This is a genomic window from Pseudomonas sp. PS01270 (genome assembly GCF_029959775.1).
Lineage (GTDB): Bacteria > Pseudomonadota > Gammaproteobacteria > Pseudomonadales > Pseudomonadaceae > Aquipseudomonas > Aquipseudomonas atacamensis.
On the sequence record NZ_JASCPT010000117.1, the window covers coordinates 1 to 16,541 of the forward strand.

General features: G+C 59.4%; 14 protein-coding genes. 3 read left to right on the forward strand and 11 right to left on the reverse strand.

Features of this window, described 5'->3' with window-relative positions; all coding sequences use genetic code 11:
- Positions 1-87: 87 nt before the first annotated feature.
- The 4 genes from QMX86_RS22975 to QMX86_RS22990 all read right to left on the reverse strand — a co-directional run bounded on the left by QMX86_RS22975 (position 88) and on the right by QMX86_RS22990 (position 6,017).
- On the reverse strand, positions 88-3,381 hold the full coding sequence (locus QMX86_RS22975; RefSeq protein ID WP_282384464.1) for a DEAD/DEAH box helicase: 3,294 nt from the start codon (positions 3,379-3,381) through the stop codon (positions 88-90).
- Positions 3,382-3,390: 9 nt separating this feature from the next.
- Positions 3,391-4,128 (reverse strand): S-methyl-5'-thioinosine phosphorylase, encoded by a 738-nt coding sequence (locus QMX86_RS22980; RefSeq protein WP_071173058.1) that lies wholly within the window; start codon positions 4,126-4,128, stop codon positions 3,391-3,393.
- A 12-nt stretch (positions 4,129-4,140) separates the two neighbouring features.
- On the reverse strand, positions 4,141-5,151 hold the full coding sequence (gene nagZ / locus QMX86_RS22985; RefSeq protein WP_282384463.1) for a beta-N-acetylhexosaminidase: 1,011 nt from the start codon (positions 5,149-5,151) through the stop codon (positions 4,141-4,143).
- A 158-nt stretch (positions 5,152-5,309) separates the two neighbouring features.
- Positions 5,310-6,017, reverse strand: a complete 708-nt coding sequence (locus tag QMX86_RS22990) for a TetR/AcrR family transcriptional regulator (RefSeq protein WP_016775489.1) — start codon at positions 6,015-6,017, stop codon at positions 5,310-5,312.
- 229 nt (positions 6,018-6,246) lie between these two features.
- Between QMX86_RS22990 and lexA the strand changes: the two genes are divergently transcribed.
- A complete protein-coding gene (gene lexA, locus QMX86_RS22995) occupies positions 6,247-6,855 on the forward strand; it encodes a transcriptional repressor LexA (RefSeq protein WP_016775490.1) in 609 nt (202 codons plus the stop codon).
- Between the two features lie 10 nt (positions 6,856-6,865).
- Complete coding sequence (gene sulA, locus QMX86_RS23000) at positions 6,866-7,339, forward strand: SOS-induced cell division inhibitor SulA (protein ID WP_041477346.1); 474 nt, start codon at positions 6,866-6,868, stop codon at positions 7,337-7,339.
- Between the two features lie 97 nt (positions 7,340-7,436).
- Here the strand turns inward: sulA and QMX86_RS23005 are convergent, their stop codons facing one another.
- The 7 genes from QMX86_RS23005 to QMX86_RS23035 all read right to left on the reverse strand — a co-directional run bounded on the left by QMX86_RS23005 (position 7,437) and on the right by QMX86_RS23035 (position 15,840).
- Complete coding sequence (locus QMX86_RS23005) at positions 7,437-7,670, reverse strand: hypothetical protein (RefSeq protein ID WP_003226592.1); 234 nt, start codon at positions 7,668-7,670, stop codon at positions 7,437-7,439.
- 106 nt (positions 7,671-7,776) lie between these two features.
- Positions 7,777-8,301, reverse strand: a complete 525-nt coding sequence (locus tag QMX86_RS23010) for a DUF6586 family protein (RefSeq protein ID WP_282384462.1) — start codon at positions 8,299-8,301, stop codon at positions 7,777-7,779.
- 144 nt (positions 8,302-8,445) lie between these two features.
- On the reverse strand, positions 8,446-11,079 hold the full coding sequence (gene topA / locus QMX86_RS23015; RefSeq protein ID WP_016775493.1) for a type I DNA topoisomerase: 2,634 nt from the start codon (positions 11,077-11,079) through the stop codon (positions 8,446-8,448).
- 114 nt (positions 11,080-11,193) lie between these two features.
- Positions 11,194-11,430 (reverse strand): DUF1653 domain-containing protein, encoded by a 237-nt coding sequence (locus QMX86_RS23020; RefSeq protein ID WP_071173061.1) that lies wholly within the window; start codon positions 11,428-11,430, stop codon positions 11,194-11,196.
- A 93-nt stretch (positions 11,431-11,523) separates the two neighbouring features.
- Entirely contained in the window at positions 11,524-12,699 is a 1,176-nt protein-coding gene (gene fadA, locus QMX86_RS23025; RefSeq protein ID WP_016775495.1) for an acetyl-CoA C-acyltransferase FadA, read from the reverse strand.
- A gap of 29 nt (positions 12,700-12,728) precedes the next feature.
- The gene (gene fadB, locus QMX86_RS23030) at positions 12,729-14,876 is read right to left on the reverse strand and encodes a fatty acid oxidation complex subunit alpha FadB (RefSeq protein WP_282390415.1); all 2,148 of its coding nucleotides are present in this window, start codon (positions 14,874-14,876) and stop codon (positions 12,729-12,731) included.
- Between the two features lie 526 nt (positions 14,877-15,402).
- On the reverse strand, positions 15,403-15,840 hold the full coding sequence (locus QMX86_RS23035) for a hypothetical protein (protein WP_110603450.1): 438 nt from the start codon (positions 15,838-15,840) through the stop codon (positions 15,403-15,405).
- Between the two features lie 103 nt (positions 15,841-15,943).
- On the opposite strand from QMX86_RS23035, the gene QMX86_RS23040 reads away from it, so the two are divergent.
- The gene (locus QMX86_RS23040) at positions 15,944-16,381 is read left to right on the forward strand and encodes a universal stress protein (RefSeq protein ID WP_016775498.1); all 438 of its coding nucleotides are present in this window, start codon (positions 15,944-15,946) and stop codon (positions 16,379-16,381) included.
- The last annotated feature ends 160 nt before the right edge of the window (positions 16,382-16,541 follow it).

Here is a 16,541-nt window from a genome sequence, read left to right on the forward strand (position 1 = left end):
GGCTCGCTCCCACACGATCCAGATTCACTGAAGATCAAACGTGGGAGCGAGCCTGCTCGCGAATGGCCACACCGCGGTTCAAAACCTTCAACCTCTGGAAACCGGCAACGGCGCAAACAGCGCCTCGATATCACTCTGTTCCAGTTTGAATCCGCCCGTCGTGCCGCCCTCGAGCACCGCCCCGGCCAGCGCCGCTTTCTCCTGCTGCAACGCCTGGATCTTCTCTTCGACGGTGCCTTTGGCAATCAACTTGTAGACGAACACCGGATTGTTCTGCCCGATGCGATACGCCCGATCAGTCGCCTGATTCTCCACCGCCGGGTTCCACCACGGATCGAAGTGAATCACCGTGTCCGCCGCCGTCAGGTTCAGACCGGTACCGCCGGCCTTGAGGCTGATCAGGAACAACGGCACCTTGCCGCTCTGAAAATCCTTCACCGGCGTGCGCCGATCGGTGGTGTCGCCGGTCAGCAACGAGTAGGCAAGCCCGCGTTGCTGCAACTCCTGCTCAATCAGCGCCAGCATCGAGGTGAATTGGGAAAACAGCAGAATGCGCCGACCTTCGCCGAGCAATTCTTCGAGCATCTCCATCAGGCTGATCAGCTTGCCGCTGCCCGAGCGCAACGCCTTCGCCGTGAGCGGCATATTGACCAGGCGCAGATCACAGCAGACCTGGCGCAGCTTGAGCAGCGCATCGAGGATGATGATCTGACTGCGCGCCACGCCGCTGCGGGCGATTTCGTCGCGGACCTTTTTGTCCATCGCCACACGCACCGTCTCATAGACGTCGCGCTGACCATCGCTGAGTTCGACCCAGTGGATGATCTCGGTTTTCGGCGGCAACTCGGTGGCGACCTGATCCTTCTTGCGCCGCAGCAAAAACGGCTTGATACGTGCGGTCAGGTGCTGCATGCGCTGCACATTGCCGTGCTTCTCGATCGGCGTGCGGTAATCGCGATTGAAGGATTTACTGTCGCCGAGCCAGCCGGGCATGAGGAAATGGAACTGTGACCACAGCTCACCGAGGTGGTTTTCCAGCGGCGTACCGCTCAGACACAAGCGCTGACGGGCCTGCAAGTCACGGGCAGCCTGGGCGGCTTTGCTCAGCGGGTTCTTGATGTTCTGCGCTTCGTCGAGAATCAGCACGCTCCACGACTGTGGCTGCAAGATTTCCAGATCCCTGGGCAGCAATGCATAAGTGGTCAGCACCAAGTCGTATGCGCCCAGATTGGCAAAGTCCTTTTGCCGCCCGGTGCCGTGCAGCGCCAGGACTTTCAACTGCGGCGTGAAGCGCTCGGCTTCGTCGAGCCAGTTGGGAATCAGGCTGGTCGGCATCACCGCCAGTGCCGGACAGTCCAGACGCCCGGCGTGTTTTTCCGTGAGCAGATGCGCCAGGGTCTGCAGGGTTTTGCCCAGGCCCATGTCATCGCCCAGAATGCCGCCGACCTCCAGCTCGCGCAGGGTCTGCATCCAGTTCAGGCCTTCGAGCTGATACGGACGCAGCTGCGCGTTGAGGCCGGCCGGCGCAGCAACCTGGGCGTGGCTGGAATTCTGCAGACGCTTGGCAAAAGTGCGCAGACGTTCGCCGCCCTGCCAATCCAGCGGCACGCCATCGAGCATACTCAGACGCGCGGCGTCTGGAGCGGTCAAGCGCAGCGCATCACCTTGATGGCCGCCCAGGTACAACTCGCCCAGCGTCGCCATCAGCGGTTTGACCCGACTCAGCGGCAACGCGACTTTGGCGCCCGCCGGTTCGCCAAAACCGCTGGGCTTGAGCTCGATCAGGAGTTTTTCATCATCGCTGCGCTGCGCCAGATTGACCGGGTCGAGCAAGCGCGGCTGGGTCCGCAACAGGTGTAGAAGAATCGGCAGCAAGCTGTAGCGCTCGCCGTTGACGACGATACCCAACTGCAAATCAAACCACTGATGCGTAGCCTCTTCTTCAACCTCCGCGTACCACTGCTCAACCGGTTGTACATCGAAATGGAAACCGGGACTGATCTCGATTTTCCAATTTGCGGCGCGCAGCGTGGCCAGCCCTTCGTGCATGAACCCGAGCCAGGCGGAATCATCCGGCAGGGTAAACATCTCGCCGGGACGATCCATTGCACTCTTGCGCGTGGCTTTCTTGAAGCCATGTTTTTGCAGGTTCTGGCGCAGCTTCTTTTCCAGCGCCGGTTGACGCTGAATGCGCTGGGTTTCGCTGCCGTTGAGGATCATCACTTCCGGGTTGCGATCCACCGCCGGATGACCGTTGTAGGTAAACAGCAGAGCGGCGCGGTGCTCCAGCACATATTCCCAGCGCGAGCGTTCTCGGCCGCTGACCAGGGTCAATTGCGGCTGCGGCAGCACGTCATCGATGATCCGTTCGGTGAGCTTGTGCGGTGGCGCAATTTGGGTCGCCGCGCTCATGCGATGGCTGAACTGCATGGCCTGACGCGCCGGAATGTCTGGCGCCAGGGTCAAATGGCAGGCGAGCTTTTCTTCCAGCTCAGTGAACAGCGGGCCAACCTGGCGCTGCTCACGATCAAGGTAATAAAGCGGCTCCAGCGCCAGCACGGTTTCCTGCGCGGCTTCGGCACTGCTCCATTGCGCGCGGAATCCGCCGTCAGCCTGCTCGGCCCAAGAGAACTGACCGACGCGTTTCGCCCCCGGTGTCAGCGCTCGCAGGTCTTCGAAGTCGAGGAACAGCCGCGAGGTGCGCAGGAGCATTTCCAGCAGTTCGGCGCCACTGCTGCCTTCCAGCGGATAGCCGCTGTAATAGGCGTGATGGGAATGCATGGCGACCAACAGCCGGGCGATGCGCAGATCCAGCTCGGACAGGTAGCCGGGCTGGCGCATGAGCATTTCCGCGAGCGAGTACATCGGTTTGACCTCGCGTAACTCGCCGCTCTTGAGCTGGTAGACCTTGAAAATATCCAGCAGCCACTTGCCGTTCGCAGACGTCGGTTTGAGCTTGTAAAACAGACGCGTACCTGCGGTTTGCGCACTTTCTTCAGCGGGCTTGGCCGGCACGGGAATTGTCGAAAGCCAATGCTCCAGCGCTCGTCCCAACGGGGTCTGCGCGTCACTTCCAGACGCATCCTCGCCAGTGCCCAGCAGGTGATAGAGCACCGCTGCGCTGTGCTTGCAGTCCAGTGCAACCGGACAGCTGCACAGACATCGCAAGCTAACCGATCCCAACCGATCTTCTGACAGGTAAATGGTTTGCTCATACGCCTGAAGTTGCGATCCGACGCAGAACGCCTCTATCTTCCTGTCATCGATCTCGAGGACCTCGACCCGGTCATCGGCGGCATAAGCGCGGGCCTTGGCCAACGCCTTGCTACTGAATGCGTGGGTCCATGTCAGCCCTTTGAGCCGCTCGATGAAAATGCTCATGGACAGTCCTTAGCTGGCCAGCACTCGGGCCAACGTTGATTTCACCTTGCCCATACCGTCGTGCAGGGCCTGCTCGATTTCAGCCATGGTGATGACTTCGGTGGTCTTGCCGGCTGCAGGATTCACCACCAGCGCCAGACAGGCGTAATCCAGATCCAGCTCACGCGCCAGCGCTGCTTCCGGCATGCCGGTCATGCCGACGATGTCGCAGCCGTCACGCTCCAGTCGCACGATCTCGGCGACCGTTTCCAGACGCGGTCCCTGGGTGCAGGCGTACACGCCTTGATCGCTGAATTCGCAGCCTTCGGCGGCGACTGCTGCAATCAATTGCTGACGCAACGGCTCGCTGTAGGGAAAGCTGAAATCGATGTGGGTGACGTGCTCCAGATCATCGGCGAAATAGGTGTGCTCGCGCCCACTGGTGTAGTCGACGATCTGGTGCGGCACGCAGAAATGCCCGGTGCCCATGGCCGGATGGATCCCGCCCACCGCGTTAACGGCGATGATCGCTTCGGCACCGGCCTGCTTCAACGCCCACAGGTTGGCGCGGTAGTTGACCTTGTGCGGCGGGAAACGATGCGGGTGACCGTGACGGGCGAGGAACAGCACTTCCTTGCCAGCGTACTCACCAATCTGCACCTCGGCCGAAGGCGCGCCGTACGGGGTGTCGACTGCCAGCGACTGGCGAATGCTCAGGCCTTCGAGCTGAGTCAGGCCAGTGCCACCGATGATTGCGTAAACGGTCATAACGAAAAATCCTTACTCGATCAGTTGAGCGTCTTTGAGCGCGCCGAGGGCGGTGAGCCAACGCGGGTCCTGACGATAATCGGTGCTGGCGAAGGCCTGCCCGCGCATCTTCGCGATGCGCGCGGAAGGCTTGACCTTCATACGCTGGGCAGCACTCAACGCCAGCTCGGCTGCCGCGCGGTCGTTGCACACCAGACCCATGTCGCAACCGGCACTCAGCGCGGCTTCGATGCGGCTGGCAGCGTCGCCGACCACGTGGGCGCCGGCCATCGACAGATCATCGCTGAAGATCACGCCATCGAACTGCAACTCGCCGCGCAGGATCTCCTGCAGCCAGCGTCGGGAGAAACCGGCGGGCTGCGAGTCGACTTGCGGATAGATGACGTGGGCCGGCATGACGGCGGCCAGTTGTTTGCTGAGTTTGGCGAAGGGCACCAGATCATTGGCGCGGATCACGTCGAGACTACGCTCGTCGTTCGGGATCGCCACATGGGAGTCGGCTTCGGCCCAGCCGTGGCCCGGGAAATGTTTGCCGGTGGCGGCCATGCCGGCGCTGTTCATGCCGCGAATGAATGCACCGGCGAGCAAGGCAGCGCGCTCGGGATCCCCTTCGAAAGAACGGGTGCCGACCACGGCGCTGCGCTGATAGTCCAGATCCAGCACCGGGGCGAAACTCAGGTCGAGCCCGACCGCCAGCACTTCGGTGGCCATGATCCAGCCGCATTGCTCGGCGAGATACTCTGCATTCGGGTTATCGGCGATGGCGCGCATCGCTGGCAGACGGACGAAACCCTGACGCAGACGCTGCACACGCCCGCCCTCTTGATCCACCGCCAGCAGCAGATCCGGGCGAATCGCGCGGATCGCGGCGCTGAGTTCGCGCACTTGGCGAGGATGCTCGATGTTGCGGGCGAAAATGATCAGGCCGCCCACTTCGGGCTGACGCAACAATTGGCGATCTTCGGCCGTCAGCCAGGTACCGGCGACGTCCACCATCAACGAGCCTTGCAGGCCAGCAGTCATAGAGATTCCTTGAAAACGAAAAACCCGATCTGCTTGCATTCGCTACCGTGGGCAACGCCCGGACGGTTAGCAGAATTCATGCAGATCGGGTTCAGTACGAGAGTCGGCATGGCCGGCTAGCTTAGCGGATACCAGCTGCCGCGCCCACCCGTGCGCAGTCAAACCTTGGCGGCGACCGGCATGGATTTGCTGCGCGGGCGCAATTGCGCACTGGCCATGGCTGTATCGGTGACGCCAGTTTCGGCGCGCATGCCAGCAGCGAGGAACGGCACCATCAGGCGCATCACTTGTTCGATGGAGGTATTGACGCCGAAATCGGTCTCGGCGATCGCGCGCAAGGCCTTGATCCCGGACATGCTGAACGCCGCAGCGCCAAGCATGAAGTGCACGCGCCAGAACAGCTCGATCGGTGGAATGCGTGGCGCCGCTTCATTGACCAGCAGCATGTAGCGGCGGAACACCTTGCCGTACATGTCTTCCAGATAACGTCGCAAGTGGCCCTGGCTCTGGCTGAACGCGAGGCCGAGCAAACGCATGAAGATCGACAGATCGTTACCGCTGCGAGGCTGCACGACGAGCGCCTGCTCGACGAGAATTTCCAGCAACTCCTCGAGGGTCGGCTTGTTCTCAGGCTTGGCCTGACGGCGCTCCAGCTCTTTATCAAGGCTCACGCAGAACGGACCGAGGAAGCGCGAGAACACAGCTTGAATCAACGCCTTTTTCGAGCCGAAGTGATAATTCACCGCAGCCAGATTGACGCCAGCCTTGCTGGTGATCAAACGCAATGAGGTTTCAGCGAATCCTTTCTCCGCGAACAACTGCTCGGCAGCATCAAGAATGCGTTCAACGGTTTCCGACTGGGCCATGGCTACTCCGCCTGACAAACACTTGTTTGAAACATACGTTTCAGCCTGTGCCTTGTCAAGCCTGCCGGTTCGTTTTGGGAATGGTCGGTCAGCTATTTAACCACACAAGGCGCCAGCATTAATAAGCGCCCTGCGCGACCGCTCGGCGGACGGCAAAAAAACGCCCATTGCCAAGACCGCTTCACTGTATATAATCCCAGTCACTGTATAAAAAGACAGAGCGATCAATATGCTAAAGCTGACGCCACGCCAAGCCGAGATTCTGGCCTTTATCAAACGTTGCCTCGAAGACAACGGCTATCCGCCCACCCGTGCGGAAATCGCTCAGGAACTGGGTTTCAAATCGCCCAACGCGGCGGAAGAACATCTCAAGGCCCTCGCCCGCAAAGGCGCGATCGAGATGACCCCAGGTGCTTCCCGCGGCATCCGTATTCCCGGCTTCGAAGCCAAGGCCGACGACTCCACCCTGCCGATCATTGGCCGAGTGGCTGCCGGCGCGCCGATCCTCGCCCAGCAGCACATCGAAGAATCCTGCAACATCAACCCGACCTTCTTCCATCCTCGCGCCGACTACCTGTTGCGTGTGCACGGCATGAGCATGAAGGACATCGGCATCTTCGACGGCGACTTGCTGGCTGTTCACACCACCCGCGAAGCGCGTAACGGTCAGGTTGTGGTTGCCCGCATCGGCGACGAAGTGACGGTCAAACGCTTCAAGCGTGAAGGCAGCAAAGTCTGGCTGATTGCCGAAAACCCCGAGTTCGCCCCTATCGAAGTCGACCTGAAAGATCAGGAACTGGTGATCGAAGGCTTGAGTGTCGGCGTCATTCGCCGCTAAAGGAGGCTCCATGCAGTTCCCACACACACCTCAGCAAACACAACTGCCTTTGTTTGAAGCGTTTCTGGCGCAACCGATTGCGCCGATCCTCAAAGACGTGGTCGAGCGTGACTGGAATGCCAAACCTGACGCCTTCAGTGAGCTATCACTGCGTGGTGCGGCCGGGAACTGCCTGAACCTGCTAGCGCCGATCCTGCGTGAATTGAGCGAGGATCAGGATGCGCGCTGGCTGACGCTGATCGCCCCACCCGCCAGTCTGACGCAAACCTGGCTGCGCGATGCCGGCCTGAATCGCGAACGCATTCTTCTGCTGCAACCGCGCGGCACTCAGAGTGCTCAGCAACTGGCGTGCGAAGCGTTGCGGCTGGGTCGCAGCCACACCGTGGTGACCTGGCTAAACCCGTTGAATGCCAATTCGAGGCAACAACTGATCAGCGCCGCGCGTACGGGCGAAGCTCAGAGCCTGAACATTCGTTTGGGTTGATTGATTGGTAATGCGCGCTGTGTGAAGCGCAGGGCTTCTCCAGGGACAGAGAAGCCGATCTGAAGCGCAAGCGACCGAGAAAAGACCAAAGCGTGGATCAATGAAGAACCCGCGGCCCCTCTTCCTTATCAAACTCGCCTTCAACCATACGACCTGCCATCTGCACGCCAACGCTCAACATCGCTTTGGCGATTTCAACGTGCTGGCCCTGCAGGAACGCTTTGGCATCCTCGGAGAAATCCAGCGTCACCAGAGAACCTTCGTCCTCAGCCCTGCGCAGTTCGATTCGGCCGTCTGGTAACTCGACAATTTCTAGAAAGGACGTTGGCATATAGGTCTGTTCTCCACGAAAGGCAGCGATTATATAGACATCATTCGAGCTTCGCTCAGGATCTTGACCAGCAGCATGTTTCAGATTGCCACTGCGCCAAACTACCTCAGCACTCGTTCAAGCCTTCCCGGAAACGCAGGGCCAGGCCCTTGAGGTTCTGCCGCCAGCTCTCCAGCTCATCTCGACTCAATTCTTCTGGCGCTTGTTCTTCATCTAGATTAATCGCTTGGATCAGCGGTTGTGTCACGTCGCCTTTCGGCTTGCGTGGCGCCCTCGGTGGCTGAAACAGTGCTGCGTGCGCCGCCAGCAGTTTCGCCAGCCAGGTTTCCGGATTACCGGCCAGCTCGACCATTTCCGCCAGCTCCGGGATCGCTATCGATTCCAGCACTTCGCGCCTCAGCAACTCCTCCGCCCTCGGCGAATTGGCCTGCGGCAGACGATAAAAGCCAGCGATCTCATGACACAAGCCCAGCAGTGCGCCGTAGAGGTGAAACAGCGCCGACTCACGCCCGGCCTGGATCAGCGCCAGAGTATTCATCGCCCGCCCTTCTTCAGCACGAGCCAGAGCTTCGAGTGACAGGCCGGCGAAATAGATCTTCTGGTTGGTGCGGGTATAGAGTTCGTGGGCCATGACGGCAGCCTCCACAACGAAATAATTGCTTCACACAGGCCCGGCAGTGTCATGGATCAACCAATGCCAGCGCAAGCAAAAAACAAAAAGGCCGCATGAAACCCCGAAGGTTTCATGCGGCCTTTTCGCTGTTCAGACTAACGCTTACTCAGCCTTGGCCTTTGCGCTGCGCTTGTCTTCAACAGTCCACTTGCCACCGTCGTAATACGCCTTCCAGCCTGTCGGCTTGCCGTCGACCTCGGTCTGAACGTATTGCTCCTTGGTCTTGCGGCTGTAGCGGATGACCGCTGGCAGACCGTCAGGATCCTTTTGCGGAGCCTCGCACAGGAAGTGGTACTTCGGATCAATCTCGTCCTTGTGCGGCAGAATCTCGATCACCAACGGAGCGCGGGTCTCGCGGTTTTTCGGGAACTGGCTGGCAGCCAGGAACAGACCGGAGGCACCATCGCGCAGGATATAGGTGTCGTTGACCTTTTCGCATTTCAGCTCAGGCATCTTCACCGGATCCATCTTCGGCGGCGCCGCGTCACCGCTCTTCAGCAGCTTGCGGGTGTTCTTGCACTCCGGGTTGGTGCAACCGAAGAACTTGCCGAAACGGCCGGTCTTGAGCTGCATCTCGCTGCCGCACTTATCGCATTCCAGACTCGGACCTTCATAGCCCTTGATGCGATAGCTGCCTTCTTCAATTTCGTAACCGGCGCAATCCGGGTTGTTGCCGCAGATGTGCAGCTTGCGCTTTTCGTCCAGCAGGTAGGCGTCCATCGCCGTGCTGCAGATCGGGCAGCGATGCTTGCCACGCAGGACCAGCGATTCCGATTCGCCCTCGTCGTCCGCGGCGATTTCATCGCCCGGCACCAGGTTGACGGTAGCCTTGCAGCGCTCCTTCGGCGGCAGGCTGTAGCCCGAGCAGCCGAGGAACACGCCAGTCGATGCGGTACGAATCTGCATCGGACGACCGCAGGTGGTGCACGGAATGTCAGTCATGACCGGCTGGTTGGCGCGCATGCCGCTGTCCGGGTTTTCCGCTACTTCGAGTTTCTTCTTGAAGTCGCCGTAAAACTCGTCCAGCACGTTTTTCCAGTCGCGCTCGCCCTGCGCCACGTCATCGAGGTTCTCTTCCATGCCGGCGGTGAAGCCGTAGTCCATGAGATTGGAGAAGCTCTCGGACAGACGCTCGGTGACGATGTCGCCCATCTTTTCCGAGTAGAAACGACGGTTGTGCAGGGTCACATAACCGCGATCCTGAATGGTTGAAATGATCGCAGCGTAGGTCGAAGGACGACCGATGCCGCGCTTTTCCATTTCCTTGACCAGACTGGCCTCGGAGTAACGCGCCGGTGGCTTGGTGAAATGCTGCGACGGATCGAGCTTGATCAGCTTCATCACATCGCCCTGGGCCATGTCCGGCAGCACGTCATCATCGCCAGGCTTGGCAATCTGCGGCATCACCCGGGTGTAACCGTCGAACTTGAGGATACGGCCCTTGGCGCGCAGTTCGAAGTCGCCAGCACCGACGCTGACGGTGGTCGACAGGTACTGCGCCGGCAGCATCTGGCAGGCGAGGAATTGGCGCCAGATCAGCTCGTACAGACGCTCGGCATCGCGCTCCATACCCGCCAGCTTGCTCGGCGTGGTATTGGCGTCGGACGGACGAATCGCTTCGTGAGCCTCTTGCGCGCCTTCCTTGCTGCTGTAAACGTTCGGCGTTTCCGGCAGGTATTTCTTGCCGAATTCGTCCTCAATGTATGTGCGCGCCATCGCCACGGCGTCGGCCGAGAGATTGGTCGAGTCGGTACGCATGTAAGTGATGTAGCCGGCTTCGTACAGACGCTGGGCCATCATCATGGTTTTCTTAACGCCGAAACCGAGGCGGTTGCTCGCAGCCTGCTGCAAGGTCGACGTGATGAACGGCGCCGACGGCTTGCTGCTGGTCGGTTTGTCTTCGCGCTTGACGATGCTGTAGCTGGAAGACTTGAGCTTCTCCAGCGCAGCCATGGCCTGGGCTTCGTTCAGCGGCTTGAAGGCTTCGCCTTTTTCGCGAGCCACTTCGAAACGCACGGTCGAGCCTTTGGCAGTGCCGAGATCGGCATGCACTTCCCAGTATTCTTCGGGATTGAACGCACGGATTTCGCGCTCACGCTCGACCACCAGTTTTACCGCGACCGATTGCACGCGACCGGCGGACAGACCACGGGCGATCTTGGCCCACAGCAGCGGCGAGACCATGTAGCCGACGACGCGGTCGAGGAAGCGACGCGCCTGCTGGGCGTTGACACGATCAATGTCCAGCTCGCCCGGCTCGGAGAAGGCTTCCTGAATCGCCTTCTTGGTGATCTCGTTGAACACCACGCGCTTGTAACGGCTGTCGTCACCACCGATGGCTTCGCGCAGGTGCCAGGCAATGGCTTCCCCCTCGCGATCCAAGTCGGTTGCGAGATAGATGGTGTCAGCATCCTTGGCGAGCCGGCGCAGTTCTTCGATGACCTTCTCTTTGCCGGGAAGGATCTCGTACTGGGCTTTCCAGCCGTGCTCGGGATCGACGCCCATGCGCGAGACCAACTGCTTGCGCGCTTTCTCTTTCGGCGAGAGCACCGGACCTTCGCCCGCAGCAGCCTTGCCGCGCTTGGCGGCTGGCTCTTTGCTGGCGCTAGCCGAACCGCTGGTGGGCAGGTCTCGGATATGGCCGATACTCGACTTCACCACGTATTGGTTACCCAGATACTTGTTGATGGTCTTGGCCTTAGCCGGGGATTCCACAATGACCAGCGATTTGCCCATGGATCAGAAAATTCCTGAATTCTAGAAGTGAAAGGCGGTTGGCGCCTGACGCGGCACCGCTATATATAGTTGATACAAGGTGAGGTCAAGCGCAGGGTTGTCTGCGCAGTCGCCTCAATCCTTGTCAAAAAGGCTCGGTTCGGCTTGCACCAAAGCAAAGCGCGGCACCTGCTCGCCGTCAACCTCGACCGACTCGACGAACATGCTCAGCGGGCGCACCCAAAAGCCGTAATCGCCATACAGGGCTTGGTAAAAGACCACTTCTTCTTCGGTTTCGGAATGCCGCGCAACACTGAATACACGGTATTGCGGACCTTTGTAATGTTGGTAGAGCCCAGGTTGTATCGGCATGCTTCGGCCCTCACTGAAATCTTTTCAAAAATAAATAAAAAACCCAAAAACAAAAACCGGGGCACTGGGCCCCGGCTTCCATCGACGAGACGCTTAAACGCGTTCGAAGACGGTGGAGATGCCTTGGCCGAGACCAATGCACATAGTGGCCACCCCGAAGGTGCCGCTATTCTGCTTCATCACGTTCAACAGGGTGCCGGAAATACGTGCACCGGAGCAACCGAACGGGTGACCCAGGGCGATCGCGCCGCCGTGCAGGTTAACCTTCTCGTTCATCTTGTCGAGCACTTTCAGATCTTTCAGCACTGGCAGAGCCTGTGCAGCGAAAGCTTCGTTGAGCTCGAAGAAGTCGATATCGTTGATGCCAAGGCCCGCACGCTTCAGGGCTTTTTGTGTCGCCGGCACTGGACCATAGCCCATGATCGCCGGGTCCACACCGGCCACTGCCATCGAACGGATTACCGCCATTGGCTGGATGCCCAGGTCCTGGGCACGCTGCGCCGACATCACGATCATGCACGAAGCACCGTCGGTGATCTGCGACGAAGTACCGGCAGTCACGGTGCCGCCCTTCGGGTTGAATGCCGGCTTGAGCGCCGCCAGACTTTCCAGGGTGGTTTCCGGACGAATGGTTTCGTCGTAGTCGTACAGTTTCAGGAAACCGTTCTCGTCGTAGCCCTGCATCGGGATGATTTCGTCCTTGAACTTGCCTTCCACGGTTGCCTTGTGGGCCAACTGGTGGGAACGCACGCCAAAGGCATCCTGTTGCTCACGAGTGATGCCGTGCATCTTGCCAAGCATTTCAGCTGTCAGGCCCATCATGCCCGAGGCTTTCGCCGCGTACAGCGACATGTGCGGGTTCGGATCGACACCATGCATCATGCTCACGTGGCCCATGTGCTCGACGCCGCCGACCACGAACACGTCACCGTTGCCGGTCATGATCGCTTGCGCAGCAGTGTGCAGCGCGCTCATCGACGAGCCACACAGACGGCTGACGGTCTGGCCGGCCGAGGTGTGCGGGATCTGGGTCATCAGCGACGCCATGCGCGCGATGTTCCAGCCCTGCTCCAGGGTCTGGTTGACGCAGCCCCAGATCACGTCCTCGACTTCCGCCGGGTCGACCTTGCTGTTGCGTTCCAGCAGTTTGCTGATCAGGTGCGCCGACATATCTTCGGCGCGGGTGTTGCGGTGCATGCCGCCCTTGGAGCGGCCCATCGGAGTACGACCGAAGTCGACAATCACGACGTCTCTAGGATTCAAGCTCATAAGTTCACTCTCACTCTAGTTGGGGGCGCTTAACCGAAGAAGCTCTGGCCGTTCTTGGCCATTTCGCGCAGCTTCGCGGTCGGGTGGTACAGCGCGCCCAAATCAGCGTACTGGTCAGCCAGGGCAACGAACTCGGCAACACCGATCGAATCGATGTAGCGCAGCGCGCCGCCACGGAATGGAGGGAAACCGATACCGTAAACCAGACCCATGTCGGCTTCGGCGGCGGTTTCAACGATGCCGTCTTCCAGGCAGCGCACGGTTTCCAGGCACAGCGGGATCATCATCCAGTTGATGATGTCTTCGTCAGTGACTTCGCGCTGCTCGTAAACGATCGGCTTGAGCACTTCGAGTACCGACGGATCGGCGACTTTCTTCTGCTTGCCTTTCTTGTCGGCCTCGTAGGCGTAGAAGCCCTTGCCGTTCTTCTGGCCCAGGCGTTTGGCTTCGTACAGCACGTCGATGGCCGAACGACGGTCATCCTTCATGCGATCCGGGAAACCTTCAGCCATGACGTCGCGACCGTGGTGACCGGTGTCGATGCCGACCACGTCCATCAGGTACGCAGGACCCATCGGCCAGCCGAATTTTTCCATAACTTTGTCGATGCGGACGAAGTCGACACCGGCGCTGACCAGCTTGGCGAAACCGCCGAAGTACGGGAACAGCACGCGGTTGACCAGGAAGCCGGGGCAGTCATTGACCACGATCGGGTTCTTGCCCATTTTCTTCGCATAGGCAACGGTGGTAGCGATCGCCAGTTCGCTGGACTTCTCGCCACGGATCACTTCCACCAGCGGCATCATGTGCACCGGGTTGAAGAAGTGCATGCCGACAAAGTTTTCCGGACGCTTGAGGGCCTTGGCCAGCAGGCTGATGGAAATAGTCGAGGTGTTCGACGCGAGGATGGTGTCCTCTTTGACCTTGTCTTCGACTTCAGCCAGTACCGCTTGCTTGACCTTAGGGTTCTCGACCACAGCTTCGACGACCAGATCGACGTGACCGAAGTCGCCGTAGGACAGGGTCGGACGAATGCCGTTGAGCACTTCAGCCATCTTCGCAGCGGTCATGCGACCCTTGTCAACGCGGCCGACCAGCAGCTTGGCGGCTTCGGCCAGACCCTGCTCGATACCGTGCTCGTTGATGTCCTTCATCAGGATCGGCGTGCCTTTGGAGGCCGACTGATAGGCGATACCGCCACCCATGATGCCGGCGCCCAGTACGGCAGCCTGCTTCACGTCCTTGGCGATTTCGTCATAGGCCTTGGCCTTTTTCTTCAATTCCTGATCGTTCAGGAAGAGGCCGATCAGGCTCTGCGCAGCAGAGGTCTTGGCCAGTTTGACGAAGCCTGCAGCTTCCACTTCCAGCGCCTTGTCGCGACCGAAGTTCGCGGCTTTCTGGATGGTCTTGATCGCTTCAACCGGCGCCGGGTAATTCGGGCCGGCCTGGCCAGCCACGAAACCTTTGGCGGTCTCGAAAGCCATCATTTGTTCAATGGCGTTCAACTTGAGTTTTTCAAGTTTCGGCTGACGCTTGGCCTTGTAATCGAACTCGCCGGAGATGGCGCGCTTGATCAGCTCAAGGGCAGCTTCCTGCAGCTTCTCTGGAGCAACCACGGCGTCGCCGGCGCTGACTTTCAGGGCGTCTTCAGGACGGTTTTCCTTGCCGGCGGCAATCCACTCGATGGCATTGTCGACACCGATCAGACGCGGCAGACGTACGGTACCGCCGAAGCCCGGGTAGATGCCCAGTTTGACTTCCGGCAGACCAATCTTGGCCTTGGTGGACATGACGCGATAGTCAGCCGCCAGGCACATTTCCAGACCGCCACCGAGGGCGATGCCGTTGATGGCCACGACGGTTGGCACGTTGAGGTCTTCGAAATCGCTGAAGATCTTGTTGGCTTCGAGATTGCCAGCAACCAGCTCGGCATCCGGCAGCTTGAAGTTGTCGACAAATTCGGTGATGTCGGCGCCGACGATGAATACGTCCTTGCCGCTGCTGACGATCACGCCCTTGATCGAAGCATCTGCCTTGATGGTGTCTACGGCCTGACGCAGTTCGTTCAGGGTTAGACGGTTGAACTTGTTGACGGACTCACCCTTGAGGTCGAATTTCAATTCGACGATGCCACTTTCAAGAGCTTTAACCGTGATGGCTTTACCTTCGTAAATCATCAACTGATCTCCACGATATGGAAGCTGAACAGTACACGTCGGACGCAGGTTTATGGCTCAGAAGGACGCTTTGTTCGTCGATACTGACACCGTCCGCCTGGCACACCCGCCAACGCGATAGTCGGGATTCTGTAGGAGCAGTCTGTAAGACAAACGCTCAATTCATACGCCCGTTTGATTCGGGTACGTCACCTTCACGGAATTTCTGACAATTGTCAATCGCCCTAAATTCGGGCTGAAATGCGACTTTGCAGTCATTTCTGCACCATGATGAGCAGCAACACCCGTCTCGATGTTGAGCCATTCATAGAATCAATAGTTAGAAAAGTCGCCCTAATTTCCGCCGAGCCCTGTTCAGAAGGCTACGCTGGGGGGACTGCGAGGAAATTTGCCGGGGCGATCGAAGCGCCTGCCGCAAAAAAAGATTACCGGCCTGCCTGGCCAACCCGCCCGACGAATCATGTCGGGCTTTTTATTGCGCGTCTGCCGGACGTTTCACACCGTTGCAGTGAGAAAAGTCCGCGCGTCACGCCAGCGCTTTCAGGGTCGCGTCGATATCCTGCAGAACCGTCGCCTCGCCCTTCTCGCCCCAGTACAAGGCGATCATCTGCTTGTCCGCTTCGATCTTGAAAACATTCCCCGGCAATTTTTCGAAATAATCGAGCAGGGTCCGGTCATCGCAGACTTCTTGCCATTGATTGACCCACACGCCCGGGGTTTTCTGCCAATAGGTCCAGCACGCCGGCTGACTGCCACGCCGCGGCCGGTGGAACTGGGCGCACGGATTCGGCGGCTCCGGCAGCAGCCAGTGCGGCCACTCCTGCGGCGCCAGCTGCATGGCCAGGCCGATGCGTCGCGCCTCCATGCGCAGGGCCATGCGCCCGCTCTGCGTGCGCGATGGGCGCAACCATGCCAGCGGGCTTAAAACTACCAGCAGGATTGACACCACCAGCCAGACCGTCATATCTGTACTCCCGATTTTTGATGAGCCCATTGTGTCACTTGCGAACCAATGCGCTTGAAACCAGCCATACTTACCAATATCGAACCCTCAGGAGGAGCACCTCATGCCCTACCACCACATACTGGTCGCCGTAGATCTGACCGAAGAGTGCGACCCTGTGATCCACCGCGCCCGCGAGCTGTCGGTGAGCAACGCTGCCAAGTTGTCGCTGGTGCATATCGTTGAACCTATGGCCATGGCCTTCGGTGGCGACGTGCCGATGGACCTGTCACAACTGCAACAACAGCAGTTTGATCAGGCCAAGGAGCGTCTTGAAAAACTCAAATCGAAATACCCCGAGCTCGAAGGCGCCAATTGCCATCTGACCTACGGCCAGCCACGCCAGGAAATCCATCATTTTGCCAAGGAACAAGCGTGCGATCTGATCGTGGTCGGCAGTCACGGCCGTCATGGCCTGGCACTGCTGCTCGGCTCGACCGCGAATGACGTGCTGCACGGCGCACCATGCGATGTACTGGCGGTGCACCTGGTCAAACGTTGATCTGTCTTGCTCTTTGTGGGAGCGAGCCTGCTCGCGAATACGTCGGCACATTCAATATGAGTGGTGCCTGACACACCGCCTTCGCGAGCAGGCTCGCTCCCACAGGTGACTGCTCCCGCCTGTAGATCGCGTTACATATGAAAAGCCCGGCGCTCATCAC

Coding starts and splice junctions, on each gene's coding strand:
- QMX86_RS22990 (WP_016775489.1), bottom strand. CDS start 6,017: ATGGCCCAGTCGGAAACCGTTGAACGCATTCTTGATGCTGCCGAGCAG.
- QMX86_RS23035 (WP_110603450.1), bottom strand. CDS start 15,840: ATGACGGTCTGGCTGGTGGTGTCAATCCTGCTGGTAGTTTTAAGCCCG.
- fadB (WP_282390415.1), bottom strand. CDS start 14,876: ATGATTTACGAAGGTAAAGCCATCACGGTTAAAGCTCTTGAAAGTGGC.
- sulA (WP_041477346.1), top strand. CDS start 6,866: ATGCAGTTCCCACACACACCTCAGCAAACACAACTGCCTTTGTTTGAA.
- QMX86_RS23010 (WP_282384462.1), bottom strand. CDS start 8,301: ATGGCCCACGAACTCTATACCCGCACCAACCAGAAGATCTATTTCGCC.
- QMX86_RS22975 (WP_282384464.1), bottom strand. CDS start 3,381: ATGAGCATTTTCATCGAGCGGCTCAAAGGGCTGACATGGACCCACGCA.
- nagZ (WP_282384463.1), bottom strand. CDS start 5,151: ATGACTGCTGGCCTGCAAGGCTCGTTGATGGTGGACGTCGCCGGTACC.
- QMX86_RS23020 (WP_071173061.1), bottom strand. CDS start 11,430: ATGCCGATACAACCTGGGCTCTACCAACATTACAAAGGTCCGCAATAC.
- topA (WP_016775493.1), bottom strand. CDS start 11,079: ATGGGCAAATCGCTGGTCATTGTGGAATCCCCGGCTAAGGCCAAGACC.
- QMX86_RS22980 (WP_071173058.1), bottom strand. CDS start 4,128: ATGACCGTTTACGCAATCATCGGTGGCACTGGCCTGACTCAGCTCGAA.
- QMX86_RS23040 (WP_016775498.1), top strand. CDS start 15,944: ATGCCCTACCACCACATACTGGTCGCCGTAGATCTGACCGAAGAGTGC.
- lexA (WP_016775490.1), top strand. CDS start 6,247: ATGCTAAAGCTGACGCCACGCCAAGCCGAGATTCTGGCCTTTATCAAA.
- fadA (WP_016775495.1), bottom strand. CDS start 12,699: ATGAGCTTGAATCCTAGAGACGTCGTGATTGTCGACTTCGGTCGTACT.
- QMX86_RS23005 (WP_003226592.1), bottom strand. CDS start 7,670: ATGCCAACGTCCTTTCTAGAAATTGTCGAGTTACCAGACGGCCGAATC.